The 19035-nt window shown below is 67.3% G+C and carries 20 protein-coding genes; 15 read left to right on the forward strand and 5 right to left on the reverse strand.

All coding sequences use genetic code 11. From position 1 onward, the window contains the following. Positions 1–42: 42 nt before the first annotated feature. The 3 genes from ETR14_RS18720 to ETR14_RS18730 all read left to right on the forward strand — a co-directional run bounded on the left by ETR14_RS18720 (position 43) and on the right by ETR14_RS18730 (position 2661). Positions 43–780 (forward strand): PilZ domain-containing protein, encoded by a 738-nt coding sequence (locus ETR14_RS18720; RefSeq protein ID WP_129387395.1) that lies wholly within the window; start codon positions 43–45, stop codon positions 778–780. Between the two features lie 153 nt (positions 781–933). Continuing rightward, complete coding sequence (locus ETR14_RS18725; protein ID WP_165356522.1) at positions 934–1983, forward strand: helix-turn-helix transcriptional regulator; 1050 nt, start codon at positions 934–936, stop codon at positions 1981–1983. A gap of 45 nt (positions 1984–2028) precedes the next feature. Further along, entirely contained in the window at positions 2029–2661 is a 633-nt protein-coding gene (locus tag ETR14_RS18730; protein ID WP_129387401.1) for a hypothetical protein, read from the forward strand. A gap of 145 nt (positions 2662–2806) precedes the next feature. On the opposite strand, the gene ETR14_RS18735 is transcribed toward ETR14_RS18730, so the two are convergent. Continuing rightward, positions 2807–3709: a hydrogen peroxide-inducible genes activator gene (locus tag ETR14_RS18735; protein ID WP_129387404.1), complete on the reverse strand. Its 903-nt coding sequence runs from the start codon at positions 3707–3709 to the stop codon at positions 2807–2809. An 88-nt stretch (positions 3710–3797) separates the two neighbouring features. Beyond that, positions 3798–4469: a spermidine synthase gene (locus ETR14_RS18740; protein WP_129387407.1), complete on the reverse strand. Its 672-nt coding sequence runs from the start codon at positions 4467–4469 to the stop codon at positions 3798–3800. A gap of 163 nt (positions 4470–4632) precedes the next feature. Between ETR14_RS18740 and ETR14_RS18745 the strand changes: the two genes are divergently transcribed. From ETR14_RS18745 to ETR14_RS18760, 4 genes are all read left to right on the forward strand, one after another. Then, complete coding sequence (locus ETR14_RS18745; protein WP_129387409.1) at positions 4633–5331, forward strand: RNA ligase family protein; 699 nt, start codon at positions 4633–4635, stop codon at positions 5329–5331. Beyond that, positions 5319–6248: an AAA family ATPase gene (locus tag ETR14_RS28500; RefSeq protein ID WP_165356523.1), complete on the forward strand. Its 930-nt coding sequence runs from the start codon at positions 5319–5321 to the stop codon at positions 6246–6248. The genes ETR14_RS18745 and ETR14_RS28500 overlap by 13 nt, the downstream gene beginning before the upstream one ends. 107 nt (positions 6249–6355) lie before the next feature. Next, positions 6356–6688 (forward strand): helix-turn-helix transcriptional regulator, encoded by a 333-nt coding sequence (locus ETR14_RS18755; RefSeq protein WP_129387412.1) that lies wholly within the window; start codon positions 6356–6358, stop codon positions 6686–6688. Positions 6689–6693: 5 nt separating this feature from the next. Beyond that, positions 6694–7173 (forward strand): SRPBCC family protein, encoded by a 480-nt coding sequence (locus ETR14_RS18760; RefSeq protein WP_129387415.1) that lies wholly within the window; start codon positions 6694–6696, stop codon positions 7171–7173. A 24-nt stretch (positions 7174–7197) separates the two neighbouring features. Here ETR14_RS18760 and ETR14_RS18765 read toward each other — a convergent pair whose 3' ends face one another. Beyond that, positions 7198–7503 carry a hypothetical protein gene (locus tag ETR14_RS18765; RefSeq protein WP_129387418.1) on the reverse strand — a complete coding sequence of 102 codons (306 nt, stop codon included), beginning with the start codon at positions 7501–7503 and terminating at the stop codon, positions 7198–7200. 98 nt (positions 7504–7601) lie between these two features. On the opposite strand from ETR14_RS18765, the gene ETR14_RS18770 reads away from it, so the two are divergent. Then, the gene (locus ETR14_RS18770; protein ID WP_129387421.1) at positions 7602–8156 is read left to right on the forward strand and encodes a transcriptional regulator; all 555 of its coding nucleotides are present in this window, start codon (positions 7602–7604) and stop codon (positions 8154–8156) included. Here ETR14_RS18770 and ETR14_RS18775 read toward each other — a convergent pair. After that, a complete protein-coding gene (locus ETR14_RS18775; RefSeq protein ID WP_129387424.1) occupies positions 8153–8704 on the reverse strand; it encodes an NADPH-dependent FMN reductase in 552 nt (183 codons plus the stop codon). The genes ETR14_RS18770 and ETR14_RS18775 overlap by 4 nt on opposite strands. A 243-nt stretch (positions 8705–8947) precedes the next feature. On the opposite strand from ETR14_RS18775, the gene ETR14_RS18780 reads away from it, so the two are divergent. Then, on the forward strand, positions 8948–10816 hold the full coding sequence (locus tag ETR14_RS18780; RefSeq protein ID WP_129387427.1) for an ABC-F family ATP-binding cassette domain-containing protein: 1869 nt from the start codon (positions 8948–8950) through the stop codon (positions 10814–10816). Between the two features lie 110 nt (positions 10817–10926). On the opposite strand, the gene ETR14_RS18785 is transcribed toward ETR14_RS18780, so the two are convergent. Beyond that, the gene (locus tag ETR14_RS18785) at positions 10927–11355 is read right to left on the reverse strand and encodes an OsmC family protein (protein ID WP_129387430.1); all 429 of its coding nucleotides are present in this window, start codon (positions 11353–11355) and stop codon (positions 10927–10929) included. A gap of 167 nt (positions 11356–11522) precedes the next feature. Between ETR14_RS18785 and ETR14_RS18790 the strand changes: the two genes are divergently transcribed. Genes ETR14_RS18790 through ETR14_RS18815 form a run of 6 tightly spaced genes read left to right on the forward strand, consistent with a single transcriptional unit; the run spans position 11523 to position 19018 of the window. Then, complete coding sequence (locus ETR14_RS18790) at positions 11523–12203, forward strand: TIGR02117 family protein (RefSeq protein ID WP_129387433.1); 681 nt, start codon at positions 11523–11525, stop codon at positions 12201–12203. Between the two features lie 60 nt (positions 12204–12263). Next, on the forward strand, positions 12264–15881 hold the full coding sequence (locus ETR14_RS18795; RefSeq protein ID WP_129387435.1) for a hydantoinase B/oxoprolinase family protein: 3618 nt from the start codon (positions 12264–12266) through the stop codon (positions 15879–15881). Next, positions 15878–16591 (forward strand): DUF969 domain-containing protein, encoded by a 714-nt coding sequence (locus tag ETR14_RS18800; protein WP_129387438.1) that lies wholly within the window; start codon positions 15878–15880, stop codon positions 16589–16591. Before ETR14_RS18795 ends, ETR14_RS18800 begins: the two co-directional genes overlap by 4 nt. Beyond that, positions 16588–17541, forward strand: coding sequence for a DUF979 domain-containing protein (locus tag ETR14_RS18805; RefSeq protein ID WP_129387441.1), 954 nt, complete (start codon positions 16588–16590; stop codon positions 17539–17541). Before ETR14_RS18800 ends, ETR14_RS18805 begins: the two co-directional genes overlap by 4 nt. Further along, complete coding sequence (locus ETR14_RS18810) at positions 17538–18530, forward strand: DUF2891 domain-containing protein (RefSeq protein WP_129387444.1); 993 nt, start codon at positions 17538–17540, stop codon at positions 18528–18530. Before ETR14_RS18805 ends, ETR14_RS18810 begins: the two co-directional genes overlap by 4 nt. Then, complete coding sequence (locus tag ETR14_RS18815) at positions 18527–19018, forward strand: hypothetical protein (protein ID WP_129387447.1); 492 nt, start codon at positions 18527–18529, stop codon at positions 19016–19018. The genes ETR14_RS18810 and ETR14_RS18815 overlap by 4 nt, the downstream gene beginning before the upstream one ends. Positions 19019–19035 lie beyond the last annotated feature (17 nt).

The following is a 19035-nucleotide window of genomic DNA, read 5'->3' on the forward strand; positions in this document are numbered from 1 at the left end:
CCCGTGGCATGCGTAGCGAAACCCGCAATTCTGGGGAACGCAATGCCCGATACCCGTTCCACGATCCTTCCCGGAAAGCGCGCGCTGCCGCATACGGCGACGAAGAGCGCGGAAAGTGTAGGGTCCACCGGCCTCGCGAAAGTCGCGATCAAGCGCGAGCACACGCGCACCAGCAACCATCGGGTCGAGGATCGGCTGCGCGGAATTCTTCAGGACGTGGCGATCCTGTTTCGACGCAAGACGCTCTCCGTCGGGGTCATCAACGTCTCGTCGCGCGGTGCGATGCTGGAAAGCGACATTTCAGTGCGCATCGGCGAGACGATCGACATCCTGTTTGCCGAGAAGCACAAGACGGGCGCGATCGTACGTTGGGTGCGCGACGGCCGCTTCGGAGTCGAATTCGTCGAAGAAACGATCTGCTGGGATGCGAGTGACGGCGATGCGCCGATCCTGCGCTTCGCGCCGCTGGTGCAGGAAGAGCCTCGCCCCGCGCCGCGGCGGGTGAACGAGCGCGCGCCGCGCCAACCGGTCGCGCGGCGGGGATCTCTGCTCGCGCACGACCTCCTCGTGCCCGTTCGCGTCCGCGACATCTCGCCTGGCGGCGCCGCCATCGAGTGCGATCGGACGCTGCGCGCCGGCCGGGAAGTCGAGCTGGATCTTGGTGAAGCCGGGATTCGCAGCGCCGAAGTGCGCTGGTCTCGCAACGGCAAGATCGGCCTTCGCTTCGCCGCCGACTTCGATCTCAAGACGCTCTCGCCCGACAGGGCCGGCCGCGCCTGAGTTCTGACAAGCATCAGCTGCCGCCGAAATGCCGTGACCTTGGCGACACGGCGGCTGAATATCGGCAAGGGCGCGGTGGCGCCTAACGATCCACCTATGCCTGCGGGCCGATCCCCGTTTAGGGTCGATGCTCCATCCACCAGGGAGGATCGATTGGCGCGCATTTCAGCCACGGCTGACCTCTCCACGCCGGGCGGCGCAACAGCCGCCGCGCCGCGGCAGCCGATACCGATCCTGCGCTACTCGACGGACCATCTTCCGGAGCAACGGCGCTACGAGGAATGGCTCCGCCGCGATTGGCCGCGGAGCGAGCCGATTTACCGTACCGAGCGCACCGAGCCGTTCGATACGCGGTGGGAATCGGTACAGCTCGGACCGCTGATCTTCGTCTATACCGAGATTACTGGCATGCACTGGGAGCGGCGGACCGAGGACATCCGATCGTCCGACTTCGATCCGATCATCGTCAGCATGATGATCGAAGGCCTGGCCCAGGGCGATCTCGACGGCAGGGCGTTCCGTGAGCCCGCGGGGACCCTCCATTTCCACGATCTCGGCCGTCCCTCGCTGCACGTTTCGACTGCGAGCCGCACCTACGCGATCGTCATCCCCCGGCCGATCGCCGAGGACTGGATCGGGCCGGTCCACGATCTTCACGGACTGGTGGTCCAAGCGGAGGGAGCCGCGATGCTGTTCTCGCAAGCGGAGCAAACGCACCGGGCATTGCCCCGGCTCGACAGCGAGGCTGCCGAGCGGCTCGGTCGCATCTTCCTCGAACTGATCGCGATCGCGGCGGCGGAGGTGCGACCCGGCCTACCCGTGGCGATCGGTCCGGAAGCCGCGCTTCGCCGCCGCGCCGAGGAGGAGATCGAACGACGGCTCGGTTCGGCCAACCTGACGGTCGCGCTGCTGTGCGACAAATTGGGCGTGTCGCGGGCGCGGCTGTTCCGCGCCTTCCAGTCGGAAGCCGGCATCCACAGCTACATCCTTCGTCAGCGGCTCGAGCGCGCCCGTGCGGCGCTTGCCGATCTCGCCCGTGCGGAGCCGGTCGGCACCATCGCCCACCGGTTCGGTTTCAGCGATCCCGGTCATCTCAGCCGCAGCTTCCGAGCCCGGTTCGGGATGAGCCCGCGCGAATATCGTCGCCTGGTGAGCACCAACAGTGCCGGCCACACGCAGGCGAACGAGGCCCCGCACACCTGACTGGGCGGCATCGATCTGCTACAGGAGGAAAGGGGAGCTGGAACCATGCCGATGATCAGCATGCTCTGGATTGCTGCCGCGCCGATCGTCGCGCCGCAGGCGGCGGACGACCTGGCCGGCATATACGATGGCGGTCAGACCGAGATCGCCGCCGGCCTGGAACTGACCCCGGACGGCCGCTTCCGCTACGGCCTGAGCTACGGTGCGCTTGACGAGCAGGCGGCCGGTCGGTGGCGCGAGGACGGCGTCCGGGTGCTGCTGACCAGCGATCCGGTAAAGGCGCCCGCCATCGTGCCGACCGACCGGTCCGATGCCGCGCCCGGCGAGCTCGTACTCGTGTTCGATCCTGAGCCGGCGCTGCCGCCGGAGCTGTTCGATGCCGAGATCGAGTATGGCGGCGGCCGGGTCGAGCGGGCGCAAATGTCGGGCGCGGGCGTGCGGGTTCGGTTCGCGACGCAGGATCCGCCGCGAATCGTCAGGCTGGTGCTGGCGATGTTCGACCTGGTCGGTGCGCCGGTGGCGCTTGATTCGGTCAAGGGCAGCCGCCTGACGTTCCGCTTCGAGCCCAACGATCTCGGTCGGGTCGCGTTCGACGACACGTCGCTCGAGCAAGACGACGGCGCGCTGCTGCTGCGCCGTCACGACCGCGTGCTGCGCTTCCGGCGAGTGGAGGAGTAATAGGGGAAGGAGAGGGCTTCGACAGGCTCAGCCCGAACGGCCTGCAAGGAAGTGAGATGGGAGCGATACGCCCCAGCCTCCGTTCGGGCTGAGCCTGTCGAAGCCCTTTCCTAGTCTCCTCCCGAACAGAGCGGAAAAAGTGCGCTTAGTGCGTTGCCTTCAGCGCGTCGGCGAGCAGGCGGAAGTCCTTCTCGCGCGGGCTGCCCTTGCGCCAGATGAGCGCGATGCGGCGGAAGGCGTGTTCCGCGTCGAGCGGAAACGCGACGACGCCGGTGCCTTCGAGAATGCCGGATTCGACCGCCATTTCGGGCACCATGGTGACGCCGAGGCCGTTGCCGACCATCTGAACCAGGGTGTGGAGAGAGGTGCCGAGCATCGTTGCCTCGGCGCGCAGTTCGGGGCGGTTGCAGGCGGCGAGCGCGTGCTCGCGCAGGCAATGACCGTCTTCGAGCAGCAGCAGCCGGGTCTCGTCGATCGCACCCGGCGGCACGCTTGCAGCGCCGCCTTTGGGGAAGTCGCCAGGCGGAAACGCGACGAACAGCCGGTCGTCGAACAGCGCTTCCGATTCGATGTCGCCGCAGCCGTAAGGCAGAGCGAGCAGCACGCAATCGAGCTGGCCGCGGTGGAGGCTGTCACAGGCGGCCTGGCTCGTCTCCTCGCGCAGGAACAGGCGCAGCTCGGGCCAGTCGACACGGAGCTTGGGCAGCAGGCGCGGCAACACGAACGGCGCGATGGTCGGGATGACGCCCATACGGAGCTCGCCGGTGAGCGGCTGGCCCGCAGCCCGCGCCAGATCGGCGAGCTCCTCAGCCTCGCGCAGCACCCGCCGGGCCTTCTCGGCGATCCGATCGCCGAGCGGCGTGAAACGCACCACCCGCCTGGTCCGTTCGACGAGCGTGACTCCGATCAGAATTTCGAGCTCGCGGACGCCCGCGGACAGAGTCGATTGCGTGACGAAGCAGGCGTCGGCGGCACGTCCGAAATGGCCCTGATCCTTGAGCGCCACAAGATATTGAAGCTGCTTCAAGGTCGGCAAATAGGTGGTCATCGCTCATCGCCTAAATCGATCTATTTTGCTCGATTAATGGGTTTTGTCGATCGAAGCTAGTCCGCATTCCTGCGTAGCACGCTTGATGTCAGCGTTTGGTGGCGAACCAGATGACGTGGCGCGGCCCCTTGCCGTTGGACCGGGCCTTCACCGCGACCTCGTCCACCGCGAACCCGGCCTCGCGAAGCCGGCGAGCGAATTTGGGATCGGGCGCCGCCGACCAGATGGCGAGAATGCCGCTGCGTTTCAGCGCCGCCTTTGCCGCGGCCAGGCCGCCGGCCGAATAGAGCCCATCATTGGCGGCGCGGGTGAGGCCGTCGGGGCCGTTGTCGACGTCGAGCAGGATCGCGTCATACGATCCGGCGCGGATCACTGCCCCGACATCGTCGATCACCACTCGCACACGGGGATCGTCGAGACAGCCTGCGGCGAGCTCGGCCATCGGCCCTCTGGCCCAGTCGATGATCTTGGGGACGAGCTCGGCAACGGTGAGCTGCGCCTTCGGGCCGAGCGCGGCGAGTGCCGCGCGCAGGGTGAAGCCCATCCCATAGCCGCCGATCAGCAGATGCGGCGCGACATTGCCCGCAGCGGCAAGGCGCTGGCACGTCATCACCGCGAGCGCTTCCTCGGAGCCGCTCATCCGGCTGTTCATCAGCTCGTTGCGATCGAGCACGATCATGAAGTCCGCGCCCCGGCGAAACAGCCGCAGCGGCTCGCCGCCCGGCACCTCGGCAACGTCGATCAATTCGCGCGGGATCATCAGTAGGCACTCCAGGATTCGTGCGGGGCGCCTACAGCATAGCAGGCAAGGCTGCACGGGAAGAGCAATGCGCAGACGGCGCGCGTATCGACCGGGCGCAGCCGAGCAGCTATGGATGGGCTCGAACCGTCCGTCTCGCCGGGCCAGGACCAGAGAAAAGATCATGACCGCGGCGGTCGCCCCGGCGCTCAAATATCCGCGCACCTATCATCTCGGCCTCTCGCCGGGGCTGCACAGCGACGACAAGCGGCTGCCGAGCCTCGACGTCTTCACCGGCCGGCGCGTGGTCGTCACCGAGAAGATGGACGGGGAGGGGACGACGATGACTCGCGAGCGGACCTGGCCGCGCTCGCCGGACGGCCGCGGCCATCCATCGCGCGACTGGATGAAGGCGCATCATGCCCGCAAGGCGCACGAGATCCCGCCGGGCTGGCGCATTTCGGGCGAATATCTCTTCGCCCGGCACTCGCTTGCCTACACACGCGCTGGCGGCAATGCCTTGCCGTCCTATTTCCTCGGCTTCGGGATCTGGGATGAACGCAATGTCCTGCTCGGCTGGGACGACACGCTGGAGATGTTCGCAATGCTGGGAGTCGTACCGGTGCCGATCCTGTACGACGGGCCGTTTAGCGAGGAACTGCCGGCGCAGCTTGCCGCGCGGATCGATCCCACCCGTCAGGAAGGATACGTGATCCGGCGCGCCGACCGGATCCCCTATCCGAACGGCGATGGCGACAGCGGACGGTTCCTTCGAGCTGTCGCCAAATATGTTCGCGCCGGCCATGTCGCTACCGACGAACATTGGATGCGTGGCCCGGTAATCGCCAACGAACTGATCGAGGGCCTGTCGTGCGCGCCGTGATCTTCGACATCGACGGCACCCTGGCCGACGTTGCCCATCGTCTTCACCATCTGGACGGCGAGAAGGATTGGAACGCCTTCTTTCGCGACATGGCGGACGATGCGCCGGTCGAACCGATCGCGCGGTTGGCGCGCATGCTCCACCACAATGCCGAGAGCGGGCGCGACATCGATGCCGTGCTGATCGTCACCGCCCGTCCGGATCGCGCGGATTGGCGCCGGACCACGCTCGACTGGCTGGCGCTGCACAAAATTCCCTACGATGCGCTTTATATGCGTGCCGAGGGCGACATTCGCGCCGATCACCTCGTCAAAGCCGACATGCTCCAGCGCATCCTCGACGATGGCTATGCGCCGGTGCTGGTGATCGACGATCGTCCGCAGGTGGTGCGGATGTGGCGCGATCACGGCATCACCACCCTGCAATGCGCGCCCGACGAACCCGGGGCCAGCGCCTATGCCGGCGAGACCCTGCTGCACCTGCTGGTCGGTCCCTGCGGCGCCGGCAAGTCGACTTATGCCGCCAAGACTTACCAGCCGCACGACATCGTTTCGACCGACGCCTTGCGCCTGCAGCTTTACGGCAATCTCGGCCACGCGCCCGAGGCGCTGCGTCGGGTTTGGAAGCTCGCGCACGGTCTGCTCCGCGCCCGCCTCGATGCCGGCGTGTTCACCGTCCTCGATGCGACGAACCTTCGTGCAGAGGACCGACTCCGCGTGCTCGACGCGCTGCCGCGCGGCGTGTTCGCCCGTTACGTGATCATCGACCGCGATCTCGGCGAGAAGCTGCGCGACCGCGACTGGCGCTCCGAGGATCTCGTGATGAAGCAGCACCGCCTGTTCCGCGCCGAGGAGCGCAACATCCTGCTCGGTGACGCGCATCCGTGGGTTCAGGTGCAAGACCGCCGTACGCGGTGAGACGGGCTGCGCTTCCTGCGCGATGGCAGCAAGGGCGCCGACGTAGATACTAAGGTATCTGCCTCAGCATCCTTGACGCTTGCGCATCGTCTGCTTTACTAAGGCGTATGCCTCACCATTCAGCCCCGCTCGATTTGACGTTCCAGGCACTCAGCGATCCGACCCGCCGGGCGGTGGTATCGCGGTTGGCCGAGGGCGAGGCGCCGGTCAGCGTCCTGGCGGCGCCCTTCGACATGGCCCTCCCGTCCTTCGCCCAGCATCTGAAGGTGCTCGAGGAATCCGGGCTCGTGACCAGCGAGAAACGAGGCCGCAGCCGCTGGTGCCGGCTCGTGCGGCCACGCTTCGACGAGGCGGCGGACTGGATGGAAGCCGAGCGCCGGCGCTGGGCTGAACGGCTCGACCGGCTCGAAGCCTATCTCGACACCATGGAAGAGGAGTGAACGACATGGCCGACCCGCTCGAAACCTGGGCGCTCGATCGCGAGATCGTACTGGTGAGGTTGCTCGACCATCCGAGGCGGAAGGTTTTCGCCGCCTGGATGGACCCCGAAGCGCTGGCGCAATGGTACGGCCCAGCCGGCCTCGCCATCGAGACGCATGAAGCTGATATCCGTGCCGGCGGCCACTGGCGGTTCGATATGGTCGGTGCGTTCGAGGGTAGCGAGCAGCGTTTTCCGAACCTGATGCGCTATCTGGAGATCGTTCCCGACGAGCGCATCGTCGTCGATTACGGAACGCCCGATCCGGAAGATCCCGATCGCTTTCGCATGACGGTGACCTTCGACGAGCAGGCGGACGGCAAGACGGTGCTGACCATGCGTCAGCTTCACCCCAGCCCCGAACGGCGGCGGGCCGTGATCGACTTTGGCGCGGTCGGCTACGGCCTGCAGACGCTGGACGGCTTGGCCGGGTGGCTGGACCGCTAATAGGGCCGGCGGCTCACGGGCCGATCATGCCAGGCGATGCGGGGAGGGATCCCCGTCCTCCGCGATCAGCTGGGTTCGCGCTTCGGCGCGTGCCCATGCGTAGAAGTCGTGCAAGCGGGGCGCCGCGTCCGGGAAGCGGCGGGCGAGTTCCCCGAGCACTTCGCTATCAGCCCCCTGGGCGATCAGCGGCACGATCTCGGCGGGCGGCGCCCCGAGACGATCCGCCAGGAGCCGGAAGGTGCGGGCGCGAAGCTTGAATTCGAAGTCGGCCAATCGGGCGGACTCGCGTTCCTCCTTCTTCAGCAGCGATCCGCGCAGATCCCAGGCCATGGACCTGATCTGGGGCGGCACGCGGGTCAATGCAATGTCCGCTCCGGACCGGCGACACCCTGCCATGGACCTTGCGACCTTTCCGGCGTTGAGGCCCCATGCACGTATTCATCGATTTCGAGGCCTCCTCGCTCGGCAAGACCGGCTATCCGATCGAGGTCGGCTGGGTGTTCGAGGACGGCCGGTCCGAGAATCACCTGATCCGGCCGGCGCCGCAATGGACCGACTGGGACGAGCGATCGGAAGCGATCCACGGGATCAGCCGGGACAAGCTGGCGGACGAGGGAACGGCGCACGACGTGGTCGCACGGCGGCTGATCGAGGCGCTGGCCGGCCACCGCGTGTTCGCCAGCGCGCCCTCGTGGGACGGCAAGTGGCTGAGCGCGCTGCTGCGCGCAGCCGGGCTGCCGCGCCACGCGATCCGCTTGAAGGATACCGAACTCGCCCAACATGAAAGCGCGGCGGCGATCCTCACCGGGCTGCTGCCGCCGGCCGAGCGGATGCTCCGGGTCAGCGCGATCCTGGCGCGGGTACGCAGCGACGGCGAGGCGCGGCCGGTCCGCCACCGCGCCGTCGCCGACGCCGAGGAGGAACTCCGCCGCTGGCGTGAGGTGAAGCGGCTGGCGGAAGAGGAAGCCTCGGCCGCAATCTAGCGGGTGCCGACGTAGCGCACGAAGGCGTCGAGATATGCCTGCAGCCGCTCCTCGACGAGGCGGTCGACAAGTTCGCCGTCGGCGAACGCCTTGCCCGCGCCCGAGACGAGCATGCGGCCGCCGTTCCAGGTGTCGCAGCCGAGCGTTCGGAGCACCGGCAGCCAGGCATTCTGGCTGAGGATGGTGCCGAAGCCGCCGAGCGAGGCACCCATGATCGCGACCGGCTTGCCGCCGAAGATGCGGGCAATGTCGGACGACGGCCGCGAGGCCCAGTCGATCGCATTCTTGAACACGCCGGGGATCGAATTGTTATATTCTGGCGAGGCGAGCAGCAGCCCGTCGCAGGCGGCGATCTGCTGCTTGAGAAGAGTGACCGCCGCCGGCAGGCCCTCGGCGGCTTCGACATCGCCGTCGTAGAGCGGGATGCCGGCGATGGTGCCGATCTGGAGCGTCGCGCCGTCCGGCATCAGCGCCGCGGCTCGGCGAAGCAGCGCGCTATTGTACGAGCCCTGGCGCAGGCTGCCGGAGATACCCAAAAGCTTCACCATCGCTCGTTCCTGCTCTCGTCCTTTGAGGTTTGCCGGCCAGTCCTTTGCCCATTTCGTCATCCTCGCGAAAGCGAGGATCTCACGGAGAGTGGGCGCAGCGGCGATCGCTCCCGTCGGCGCCCTTTCCGGCCTGAGATCCCGGCTTTCGCAGGGATGACGAAATCATTTGAGCTCTGCACGATGTCCTTCTTGTGCGGTGCAGTACGGGCTTATCCCGGCCGCCAAGCCGTGCTAGGCGGCGCCATGCTCAATCTGAACGGTATCACCGTGCGCCTCGGCGGGCGAACGATCCTCGACGGCGCCACCGCGGCCTTGCCGCCGAAAAGTCGCGTCGGGCTGATCGGCCGCAACGGCGCCGGCAAGTCGACCCTCGTGCGCGTCATCGCCGGTCTGCTCGATCCCGACGAGGGCAGCGCCGACATGCCCAAGGGCGCCAAGCTCGGCTATATCGCCCAGGAGGCGCCGGCCGGATCGGAGACTCCGTTCGAGACGGTGCTTGCCGCCGATGTCGAGCGCGCCGCCTTGCTTGTCGAGGCCGAAGGCTGCGAGGACATGCACCGGCTTGGCGATATCCACGAGCGTTTGAACGCGATCGACGCGCATGCCGCGCCGTCGCGGGCGGCGCGGATCCTGGTCGGCCTCGGCTTCGACGAGGACATGCAGCATCGGCCGCTCGACAGCTTCTCGGGCGGCTGGCGGATGCGCGTGGCGCTTGCCGCCCTGCTGTTTTCGGCACCCGATCTGCTGCTGCTCGACGAGCCCTCGAACCATCTCGATCTCGAAGCGGTGATGTGGCTCGAGGACTTCCTGCAATCCTATCGGGCGACGATCGTCATCGTCAGCCACGAGCGCGACTTCCTCAACAACGTCGTCGACCACATTCTCCACCTCGATCGTGGCAAGGTCACGCTCTACCCCGGCGGCTATGACGCGTTCGAGCGCCAGCGGGCCGAGCGCCAGGCGCAGCAGGCGGCGGCGCGCGACAAGCAGATCGCCCAGCGCGAGAAATTGCAGGCCTTCGCCGATCGCTGGCGGGCCAAGGCGAGCAAGGCCAAGCAGGCGCAGAGCCGGCTGAAGGCGATTGCGCGGATGGCGCCGATCGCCGAGCTGGTCGACGATCCCACTCTGTCGTTCGGCTTCCCCAATCCGGAAGGGCTTCGGCCGCCCTTGATCACGCTCGACATGGCCGCGGTCGGCTATGGCGAGACGCCGATCCTGTCGCGGCTCAACCTGCGGCTCGATCCCGACGACCGGATCGCCCTGCTCGGCCGCAACGGCAACGGCAAGACCACGCTCGCCCGTCTGCTCGCCGCGCAGCTGCCGCCGATGGGCGGTGCCATGAACGCCAGCGGCAAGATGAAGGTCGGCTACTTCACCCAATACCAGGTCGAGGAACTCGACGGCGCCGACACGCCGGTCCAGCACATGGCGCGGCTCATGCCGGGCGCGACGCCGTCGGCGGTGCGCGCCCAGCTCGGCCGCTTCGGCTTTTCCGGGGACAAGGCGATGACCGAGGTGCGCAAGCTGTCGGGCGGCGAGCGCGCGCGCCTTGCGCTGGCGCTGATCACCCGCGACGCGCCCCATCTCCTGATCCTCGACGAGCCGACCAACCACCTCGATGTCGACGCTCGCGAGGCGCTGGTCCAGGCGCTGAACGATTATACCGGCGCCGTTGTCGTGGTCAGCCACGATCGCCACATGCTCCAGCTCACCGCAGACCGTCTCGTGCTGGTCGAGGGCGGCACCGCCACCGAATTTGACGGCAGCCTCGACGATTACACGACGATGGTGCTCCAGAAGGACAACGGGCCTTCGAAGGGCGAGTCGAAGTCGAGCCGCAAAGACGAGCGCCGTGCCGCCGCCGCCGCCCGCGCCCAGAGCCAGAAGCTGCGCAACGACGCTAAGACGGCCGAAGCGGACATCGCCAAGCTCACCGCGCAGCGCGGCAAGATCGACCAGGCGATGTTCGATCCGAGCGGGGCCGATGCGTCGCTGAGCAAGCTGACGATGACCGAGCTGATGAAGAAGCGCGCCGAGCTGGAGACGAGGCTCGAAGCCGCCGAGGCGCGCTGGCTGGAGCTGAGCGAAGCGCTGGAAACGGCGCTGGGGTAGTGCATGCGAAGGCGTTTTCAGCCCCGGCGAGGGGCTGAAAACGCACCCACCCCTAACCTCTCCCTGATCAGGGAGGGGAACTTGCAGAGCGGAAATGATGTGGGCCTGGCTCAGGTCGTCAGCTTGTGCTCCAGGGTAATCTCGGCCTTGAGCAGTTTCGAGACCGGGCAGCCGGCCTTCGCCCCGGCGGCGATTTCCTCGAATTTGGAGGGATCGATGCCGGGGACGTTGGCCTCAAGGCTCAGGTCCGATCGGGTGATGGCGAAGCCGTCGCCGTCCTTGTCGAGGGTCACCTTTGCGCTGGTCTGCAGCGTGCCGTCGGAATAGCCTTCCTTGGCGAGTGCGAACGACAAGGCCATGGTGAAGCAGGCGGCGTGGGCGGCGGCGACCAGTTCCTCGGGGTTGGTACCGGGCGTGTCGCCGAAGCGGGTTCCGAAATCATAAGGCTGGTCCGAAAGCACGCCGGATTGCAGCGAGACATGTCCCTTGCCCTCACGGCCGAAGCCTTCGTAGCGCGCGGATGCCGAACGTGTAGCCATCTTGTCCTCCTTTGGTGTCCGCTCGACAATGCGGACGACCGCGGTGGCGGCCAAGCGGCATCGCGCCGAAGCGTGGCCGCGATCAGGCGCTCCGTCCTCGGCGCTGCGCGGCGGGACGAGCGCGAAAGCCTATTCTCAACCGGATCGATACTGTTAGTCTGCATGCCATGAAGAGTGCGGTCCGCATCGGCGGTTGGAGTGCAGCCGCGGTCCTCGCGCTGCCAATTCTCTATCTCTTCGCGGCGCTGATCCTCGGCGCGATCCCGGCCAATCGCAGCCGGCAGCCGCCCGAGGCGGACGCGGTCACAATCTACCTGCGCACCAATGGCGTGCACACCTGGATCGTCGTGCCCAAGGTCACCGCGGACATGGACTGGCGGCCTTATGTGCCGGGAAAGCATCTGCGGGATCCGCGCTGGGGTGGCGCCAGCCATGTCGCGCTCGGCTACGGCAACCGCACCTTCTATCTGGAGACGCCGACCTGGGGTGATCTGACCATGAAGAACGCCTTTCTGGCGATGTTCGGGCGGGGCCGAAGCCTGATGCACGCCGATCACATCCACAATCCCAGTGTCGAGGATTGGCAGCGCCCCCTGCGGATCAGCCATGCCGAATATCGCAAGCTCGCCGCCCACATCGCGAGGAGCTTCCAGCGTGGTGCCGATGGCCGCACGATCCCGGTGCTCGGCCGCGGCTATACCGATTCGGACATGTTCTACGAGGCGATCGGCCACTACAATGCCTTCTACACCTGCAACAGCTGGACTGGTGAAGCGCTGCGCGCCGCTGGGATTCGGACCGGGCTGTGGACTCCGCTCTCCCAGAGCATCATGTGGCGGCTCGACTGATCGGCGCGCCCCGGTTCGAAGCGCTTTCGCGGCGCCGCCACTCCGGATAAGCCGCTGCGCATGACGGCAAATTGGACCTTCTCGATCGACCGTGGCGGCACCTTCACCGATATCGTCGCGCAAGCGCCCGACGGGCGGCTGCTGACCCGTAAACTGCTTTCCGAGAATCCGGAGCGCTACGCCGACGCCGCGGTCGCGGGGATCCGCGCGCTGCTGGCGGAGGAGGGCGCGGCGCCGGTCGCCGCGGTGAAGATGGGCACCACCGTTGCCACCAATGCCTTGCTCGAGCGCAAGGGCGAGAAAGTGGTGCTGGCGATCACCGCCGGCCTCGGCGATGCGCTGCGCATCGGCTACCAGGCACGGCCGGACATCTTTGCCCGGCGGATCATCCTGCCGGACACGCTCTACGGGCGCGTCGCCGAGATCGACGAACGCGTTAGCGCCGACGGCACCGTGCTGCGGCCGCTCGACCGCGAGGCGGCACGGCGCGACCTTCAGGCAGCCTATGACGACGGCTATCGCGCGGTGGCGATCGTGCTGATGCACGGCTGGCGTTTCACCGCCCATGAAGCCGCTCTGGCCGAGATCGCCGGCGAGATCGGCTTCTCCCAGATTTCCGCGAGCCACAGGGTCGGGCCTCTGATCAAGCTCGTCGGGCGCGGCGATACCAGCGTCGTCGACGCCTATCTCTCGCCGGTGCTGCGCCGCTATGTCGACCGGGTCGTGTCGGAGATCGGGGCCGAGACTCGCTTGCTGTTCATGCAGTCGAGCGGCGGGCTCACCGACGCTGCCGCCTTTCAGGGCAAGGACGCGATTCTCTCCGGACCGGCCGGCGGCATCGTCGGCATGGTCAAGACTGCGGAAGAAGCCGGCTTCACGCGGATCATCGGCTTCGACATGGGCGGCACCTCGACCGACGTTTCCCATTATGCCGGCGGTTACGAGCGCACCAACGAAACGGTCGTCGCCGGCGTGCGGGTGCGCGCGCCGATGCTGGAGATCCACACGGTGGCGGCCGGCGGCGGCTCGATCTGCCATTACGATGGCGATCGCTTCCGCGTCGGACCGGACAGCGCCGGCGCGGTCCCGGGCCCGGCCTGCTATCGTCGCGGCGGACCGCTGACCATCACCGATTGCAACGTCGTGCTCGGCAACATCCGGCCCGAGCATTTTCCCAAGGTGTTCGGTGCCGCCGGCGACCAGCCGATCGACGCCGCGGTGAGCCTTGCGCTGTGCGAGGAGATCGGCCGCCGTGCCGGCCTCGATGCGCGGGCGGTTGCGGAGGGTTTCATCCGCATCGCCGTCGACAACATGGCCAATGCGATCAAGCGCATCTCCATCGCCCGCGGCCACGACGTCACCCGCTACACCCTGGTCTGCTTCGGCGGCGCCGGCGGGCAGCATGCGTGCCTGGTCGCGGACGCGCTCGGCATCGGCACGGTGATGATCCATCCGCTTGCCGGCGTGCTCAGCGCCTACGGCATGGGGCTCGCCGACATGGTGGAACTTCGCCAGCGCACCTTCGGGCAAGGCCTGGACGCGACGGCGGCGCTGGAAGCGATGCTGGACTCGCTTGCCGAGGAGGCGGAAGCGGCGCTGGCCGCGCAGGGGGTGGCGGTAGAGGCGATCGAGACGCACCGCCGCGCGGCCTTGCGCTACGACGGCAGCGACAGCGTACTGGAAGTGGCGGTCGGTACGGCGGAGGCGATGCGTTCGGACTTTGAGGCGGCGCACAAGGCTCGGTTCGGGTTCGTGTCGCCTGGCACCAAGGTGGTCGTCGAGACCGCGATCGTAGAGGCGGTGGGAAAATCCTCCCCGGTACCGGGAGGGGGACCAGCCGAAGGCTGGTGGAGGGGCAGCCTCGGAGCCGGTGCCAGCCCCTCCACCGCCGCCTGCGGCGGCGGTCCCCCTCCCCGTACCGGGGAGGATCTGGTGGTCGACCGGGGGACACTTGCTTGTGGCGCCAGCATTTCCGGACCCGCACTGATCATCGATCCGTCCGCGACGACGGTGGTCGAGCCGGGGTGGAGCGCCAAGGTCGACGGTCTCGGCAATCTGATTCTCACCCGCACCACGCCCCGCGACGCGGCCCGGGCGCTCGGCACGGACGCCGATCCGGTGATGCTGGAAGTGTTCAACAACCTCTTCATGGCGATCGCCGAGGAGATGGGGGTCGCGCTCCAGAACACCGCGTCATCGGTCAATATCAAGGAGCGGCTCGATTTCTCCTGCGCGGTGTTCGACCGTGACGGCTGCCTGATCGCCAACGCGCCGCACATACCGGTTCATCTCGGCTCGATGGGCGACAGCATCCGCACCGTGATCGAGGCGCGCGGGCAGGGGCGCGACGGGCGGGGCATGAAGCCGGGTGACGTCTACGTGCTGAACGCACCCTATCGCGGCGGCACCCATCTTCCCGACATCACCGTAATCATGCCGGTGTTCGTCGACGACGACCCGGCACCCGCCTGGTATGTGGCGGCGCGCGGCCATCATGCCGATGTCGGCGGCATCGCACCGGGATCGATGCCGCCCGACAGCCGCGACGTCCACGACGAAGGCGTGCTGATCGACAATGTGCTGCTCGTCGATGCCGGCACCTTCCTGGAGGCCGACATGCGGGCGCTGCTCGGCGCCGGCGCCTTGCCCGCCCGCAATCCCGATCAGAATATCGCCGATCTGAAGGCGCAGGTCGCGGCCTGCACCCGCGGCGCCGCGGAACTCCGCCGCGTCGCCGCGGACTATGGGCGGGTGGTGATCGATGCCTATATGGGCCACGTCCAGGCCAATGCCGAAGCGGCAGTGCGGCGGCTGATCGGCGGCCTTCGCGACGGCGCGTTCGTCTATCGCATGGACAATGGCGCCGAGATCCATGTGAAGGTGATCGTCGATCGCAAGGCGCGCTCGGCCATCGTCGATTTCACCGGCACCAGCGGCCAGCAGCCTAACAATTTCAACGCGCCGTATTCGATCTGCCGTGCCGCGACCCTGTACGTGTTCCGGACGATGGTCGACGATGCGATCCCGATGAACGACGGCTGCCTGAGGCCGATCACCTTGATCGTGCCCGAAGGCTCGATGCTCAATCCCCACTATCCGGCGGCGGTGGTCGCCGGCAACGTCGAGACCAGCCAGGTGATCACCGACTGCCTGTTCGCCGCCTGCCGGGCGCTTGCGCCGAGCCAGGGCACGATGAACAATTTCACCTTCGGCGACCAGCATCGCCAATATTATGAGACGATCGCCGGCGGCGCCGGTGCGGGGCCGGATTTCGACGGCGCCAGCGCGGTGCAGACCCACATGACCAACAGCCGCCTGACCGACCCCGAAATCCTGGAGACGCGCTATCCTGTGCTGCTCGAGCGATTCGCCATTCGCCATGGTTCGGGCGGGTACGGCCGGCAGCGCGGCGGCGACGGCGTCGAGCGGCACATCCGCTTTCTCGAGCCGATGCGCGCGAACATCCTCTCCAACCGGCGGACGGTCGCGCCGCGCGGCATCGAGGGCGGCGGCGATGCCGCGCCGGGCGTCAATCGCGTGGTTCGCGCCGGCGGACGGAGCGAAGCGCTCGGCGCGACCGCCGCCGTCGACATGGAGGCCGGCGACCTGTTCGTGATCGAAACGCCCGGCGGCGGCGGTTTCGGCCCCGGGGCCGATGAAGGGAGCACGAAGGCATGACCTGGCTGCCCTTGCTCGGCATCCTGATCGTCGTCGTCGGCTTCATGCTGAAGCTCAATCCGATGCTGGTCGTCACCGTCGCGGCGATCGCCACCGGTCTGCTCGCCGGCATGGACCCGGTCCAGGTGATCGCGACCTTCGGCAAGGCGTTCAACGACAACCGGATCATCGCCATCGTCTGGATCGTCCTGCCGGTGATCGGCCTGCTCGAGCGGTTCGGGCTGCAGCAGCGCGCGGCGAGCGTCATCCGCGGGCTGGCAAGCGCAACCGCGGGCCGATTGCTCGTCCTCTACCTGCTCTACCGTCAGTTCACCGCGGCGATCGGCCTCCATTCGACCGCCGGGCACCCGCAGACGGTGCGGCCGCTGGTCGCGCCGATGGCGCTGGCCGCGGCCGAAAAGCAGCATGGTGCCCTAAGCGAGGAGGAGCAGGACAAGGTCAAATCCTACGCCGCGGCCACCGACAATGTCGGCGTGTTCTTCGGCGAGGACATCTTCTTCGCGATCGGCTCGATCGTCCTGATCCAGCAGACGCTCGCCGCCAACGGCTACGATCTCGCACCGCTGCATCTCGCTTTGTGGGCGATTCCGACCGCCGTCGCGGCCTTCCTGATCCATGGCGCGCGCCTGCTGTTGCTCGATCGACGACTTTCGAGATCCTCCCTGTCACGAAGCGACGAGCCTTCGCTTGGGGAGGAGGAAAAGACATGATCACCCTCCACTGGCTCTACGTCCTTGCCGGCCTGATGTTTGCCGGTTTCGCGATCTTGAGCGCACTCGACGGATCCAATCGCAAGCGCTTCGGCAATGCCGCCTTCTGGGGCCTAATGGCGCTGAGCCTGCTCGCCGGCGACCGGCTCGGCGACTTCGGCAACGGCCTCCTCGTGCTCGGGCTCGCAGGCCTTGCCGGCTTCGGATCGCTGGGCCGATCCTCCCCGCCGACCTTGAGCGAGGCGGAGCGCGAGAGGTGGTCGCAGCGCCTCGGCAACCGGCTGTTCCTGCCGGCCCTGATCATCCCGGTGACAGCGCTGATCGGCACCTTGCTCTACACCTACACGCCGCTCGGCCAATCAGGCTGGTTCGAGGCCAAGCGCGAGACCTACATCCTGCTCGCGCTCGGCGTCCTGCTCGCGCTCGCCGTCATCTTCGCCTGGCTGCGGCCGCCGGCATCGGCGCCGCTGCAGGAGGGGCGACGGCTGATCGATGCGATGGGCTGGGCGGCGGTGCTGCCGCAAATGCTGGCGGCGCTCGGCGTGCTGTTCGCCGCCGCCGGCGTCGGCACCGTCATCGGCGACGCGACGCGGGCGCTGATTCCGGAGGGCAGCATTTTTCTGACCGTCGTCGTCTTCGCGCTGGGCATGGCGGTGTTCACGATGATCATGGGCAATGCCTTCGCCGCCTTTCCGGTGATGGCGACCGCGATCGGCGTGCCGTTGCTGATCCGGACCTATGGCGGCGATCCGGCGGTGATCGGCGCGATCGGCATGCTGGCCGGCTTTTGTGGAACCCTGCTGACGCCCATGGCGGCCAATTTCAACATCGTCCCGGCGGCGTTGCTGGAACTCAAGGACCGCAACGGCGTCATCAAGGCGCAGGTCGGGACGGCGCTGCCGCTGCTCCTGATCAACATCCTTCTCATCTATTTCCTGGCGTTCCGATGACCCAAAGCCTTACGCCCGAGATCGCAGCGCGCTTCGCCGGCATCGCCCTCGGTCACGTCACCCGCGAATATCCGCACAAGCTCGATCATGTGATGGACGGGCCGGAGGACGTGCTGTCGCCAGGCCAGCTTCATCCGATCTTCCACGGCAGCTTCGATTGGCACAGCTGCGTCCACGGCTGGTGGTTGATGCTGCGCCTGCGCCGGCTGTTCCCGGACATGGCCGAAGCGCGGCGGATCGAAAGGCTGGCCGACGAGCTTCTGACTCCTGCCAACATCGCCGGCGAGCTCGCGTATCTGGACCGCGCCTATTCGGGTGGCTTCGAGCGGCCTTATGGCTGGGCGTGGTTGCTGGCACTGCACCGAGAGGCCCAGCGACACGAGGACCAGCCCTGGGGTGCGGATCTGGCGCCGCTCGCCGCCGCCTTTGCGGACCGGTTCCACCTGTTCCTGCCCAAGCTCACTTATCCGCTGCGCGTCGGCACCCATTTCAACACCGCGTTCGCGCTCACCCTCGCGCTCGAATGGGCGGAAGCGAATGATCGGGGGCTGGCAGACCTCGTTCGCCGCCGCGCCCGCGACTGGTTCGGGGAGGATCGCTGCTATCATGGCTGGGAACCGGGCGGCGACGAATTCCTCTCAGGAGGCCTCAGCGAGGCGCTGCTGATGCGCACCGTTCTCGGTGACGCGGGGTTCGCGGACTGGTTCGACGCCTTCCTGCCGGAGGCCGCGGTGGGCATACCGCGCAGCCTGTTCACGCCCGCCATCGTCTCGGATCGAAGCGACGGCAAGATCGCCCATCTCGACGGCCTCAATCTCAGCCGCGCCTGGTGCTGGCGGGGAATCGCCGATGCGCTCGATCCGGCGCTTGCCGAACTCGTCCGACGCACCGCCGATGAGCACCTCGATGCCAGCCTCCCGCACGTCGCCGGGGACTATATGGGAGAGCATTGGCTCGCCACCTTCGCGCTGCTCGCGCTGGAGCGATGAGGGGCGCCGGGCGGCCGCTTACACCGGGCGAGATCGACCTCTGCCGAAGGGTGTTTCCGGATCCGCTTCCCTACCGGGCGGTGCGGCTCTGCGACGGCGCCGGCCGCAACCCCGTTGCCGGCATGGCGTTTCGCAACCGCGCCACCGCCATCGCCCTGCGCCGGACGATCTACTTTCGGATCCATTATCGAAGCGATTTCGCTTGGGACGCGAAGGATCACGAGGCGCGCCGGCTGTTTCTCCATGAAATGACCCATGTCTGGCAATGGTGGGTGCTCGGCGTTCCGCTCTTCCTGCTGCGCTACGGGCGCGAGCTGAAGGCCTGCCGTTTCGATGCCTCGGCCATGTACCGCTACGCGGACGATCCGCGCCCGTTCGGCAAATGCCGGCTGGAGGCGCAGGCGGAGATGATCGGCGACTATCAGCGGCCGGAGCAACGGTCGTCGATTGCTGCCAGGCTGAGCGGAACCGGATTCTACGGCCTGTAGATTTTAGCGAGAAAATA

Origin of the sequence: Sphingosinicella sp. BN140058 (assembly GCF_004135585.1) — a bacterium.
Lineage (GTDB): Bacteria > Pseudomonadota > Alphaproteobacteria > Sphingomonadales > Sphingomonadaceae > Allosphingosinicella.

What these genes read in the sequence shown, in the direction of transcription:
- ETR14_RS18770 (WP_129387421.1), top strand. Translation starts at nt 7,602, where the DNA reads ATGCACGTATTCATCGATTTCGAGGCCTCCTCGCTCGGCAAGACCGGC.
- ETR14_RS18720 (WP_129387395.1), top strand. Translation starts at nt 43, where the DNA reads ATGCCCGATACCCGTTCCACGATCCTTCCCGGAAAGCGCGCGCTGCCG.
- ETR14_RS18735 (WP_129387404.1), bottom strand. Translation starts at nt 3,709, where the DNA reads ATGACCACCTATTTGCCGACCTTGAAGCAGCTTCAATATCTTGTGGCG.
- ETR14_RS18805 (WP_129387441.1), top strand. Translation starts at nt 16,588, where the DNA reads ATGATCACCCTCCACTGGCTCTACGTCCTTGCCGGCCTGATGTTTGCC.
- ETR14_RS18775 (WP_129387424.1), bottom strand. Translation starts at nt 8,704, where the DNA reads ATGGTGAAGCTTTTGGGTATCTCCGGCAGCCTGCGCCAGGGCTCGTAC.
- ETR14_RS18730 (WP_129387401.1), top strand. Translation starts at nt 2,029, where the DNA reads ATGCCGATGATCAGCATGCTCTGGATTGCTGCCGCGCCGATCGTCGCG.
- ETR14_RS18765 (WP_129387418.1), bottom strand. Translation starts at nt 7,503, where the DNA reads ATGGCCTGGGATCTGCGCGGATCGCTGCTGAAGAAGGAGGAACGCGAG.
- ETR14_RS18815 (WP_129387447.1), top strand. Translation starts at nt 18,527, where the DNA reads ATGAGGGGCGCCGGGCGGCCGCTTACACCGGGCGAGATCGACCTCTGC.
- ETR14_RS18745 (WP_129387409.1), top strand. Translation starts at nt 4,633, where the DNA reads ATGACCGCGGCGGTCGCCCCGGCGCTCAAATATCCGCGCACCTATCAT.
- ETR14_RS18760 (WP_129387415.1), top strand. Translation starts at nt 6,694, where the DNA reads ATGGCCGACCCGCTCGAAACCTGGGCGCTCGATCGCGAGATCGTACTG.
- ETR14_RS18780 (WP_129387427.1), top strand. Translation starts at nt 8,948, where the DNA reads ATGCTCAATCTGAACGGTATCACCGTGCGCCTCGGCGGGCGAACGATC.
- ETR14_RS18810 (WP_129387444.1), top strand. Translation starts at nt 17,538, where the DNA reads ATGACCCAAAGCCTTACGCCCGAGATCGCAGCGCGCTTCGCCGGCATC.
- ETR14_RS18800 (WP_129387438.1), top strand. Translation starts at nt 15,878, where the DNA reads ATGACCTGGCTGCCCTTGCTCGGCATCCTGATCGTCGTCGTCGGCTTC.
- ETR14_RS18795 (WP_129387435.1), top strand. Translation starts at nt 12,264, where the DNA reads ATGACGGCAAATTGGACCTTCTCGATCGACCGTGGCGGCACCTTCACC.
- ETR14_RS18790 (WP_129387433.1), top strand. Translation starts at nt 11,523, where the DNA reads ATGAAGAGTGCGGTCCGCATCGGCGGTTGGAGTGCAGCCGCGGTCCTC.
- ETR14_RS18785 (WP_129387430.1), bottom strand. Translation starts at nt 11,355, where the DNA reads ATGGCTACACGTTCGGCATCCGCGCGCTACGAAGGCTTCGGCCGTGAG.
- ETR14_RS18740 (WP_129387407.1), bottom strand. Translation starts at nt 4,469, where the DNA reads ATGATCCCGCGCGAATTGATCGACGTTGCCGAGGTGCCGGGCGGCGAG.
- ETR14_RS18755 (WP_129387412.1), top strand. Translation starts at nt 6,356, where the DNA reads ATGCCTCACCATTCAGCCCCGCTCGATTTGACGTTCCAGGCACTCAGC.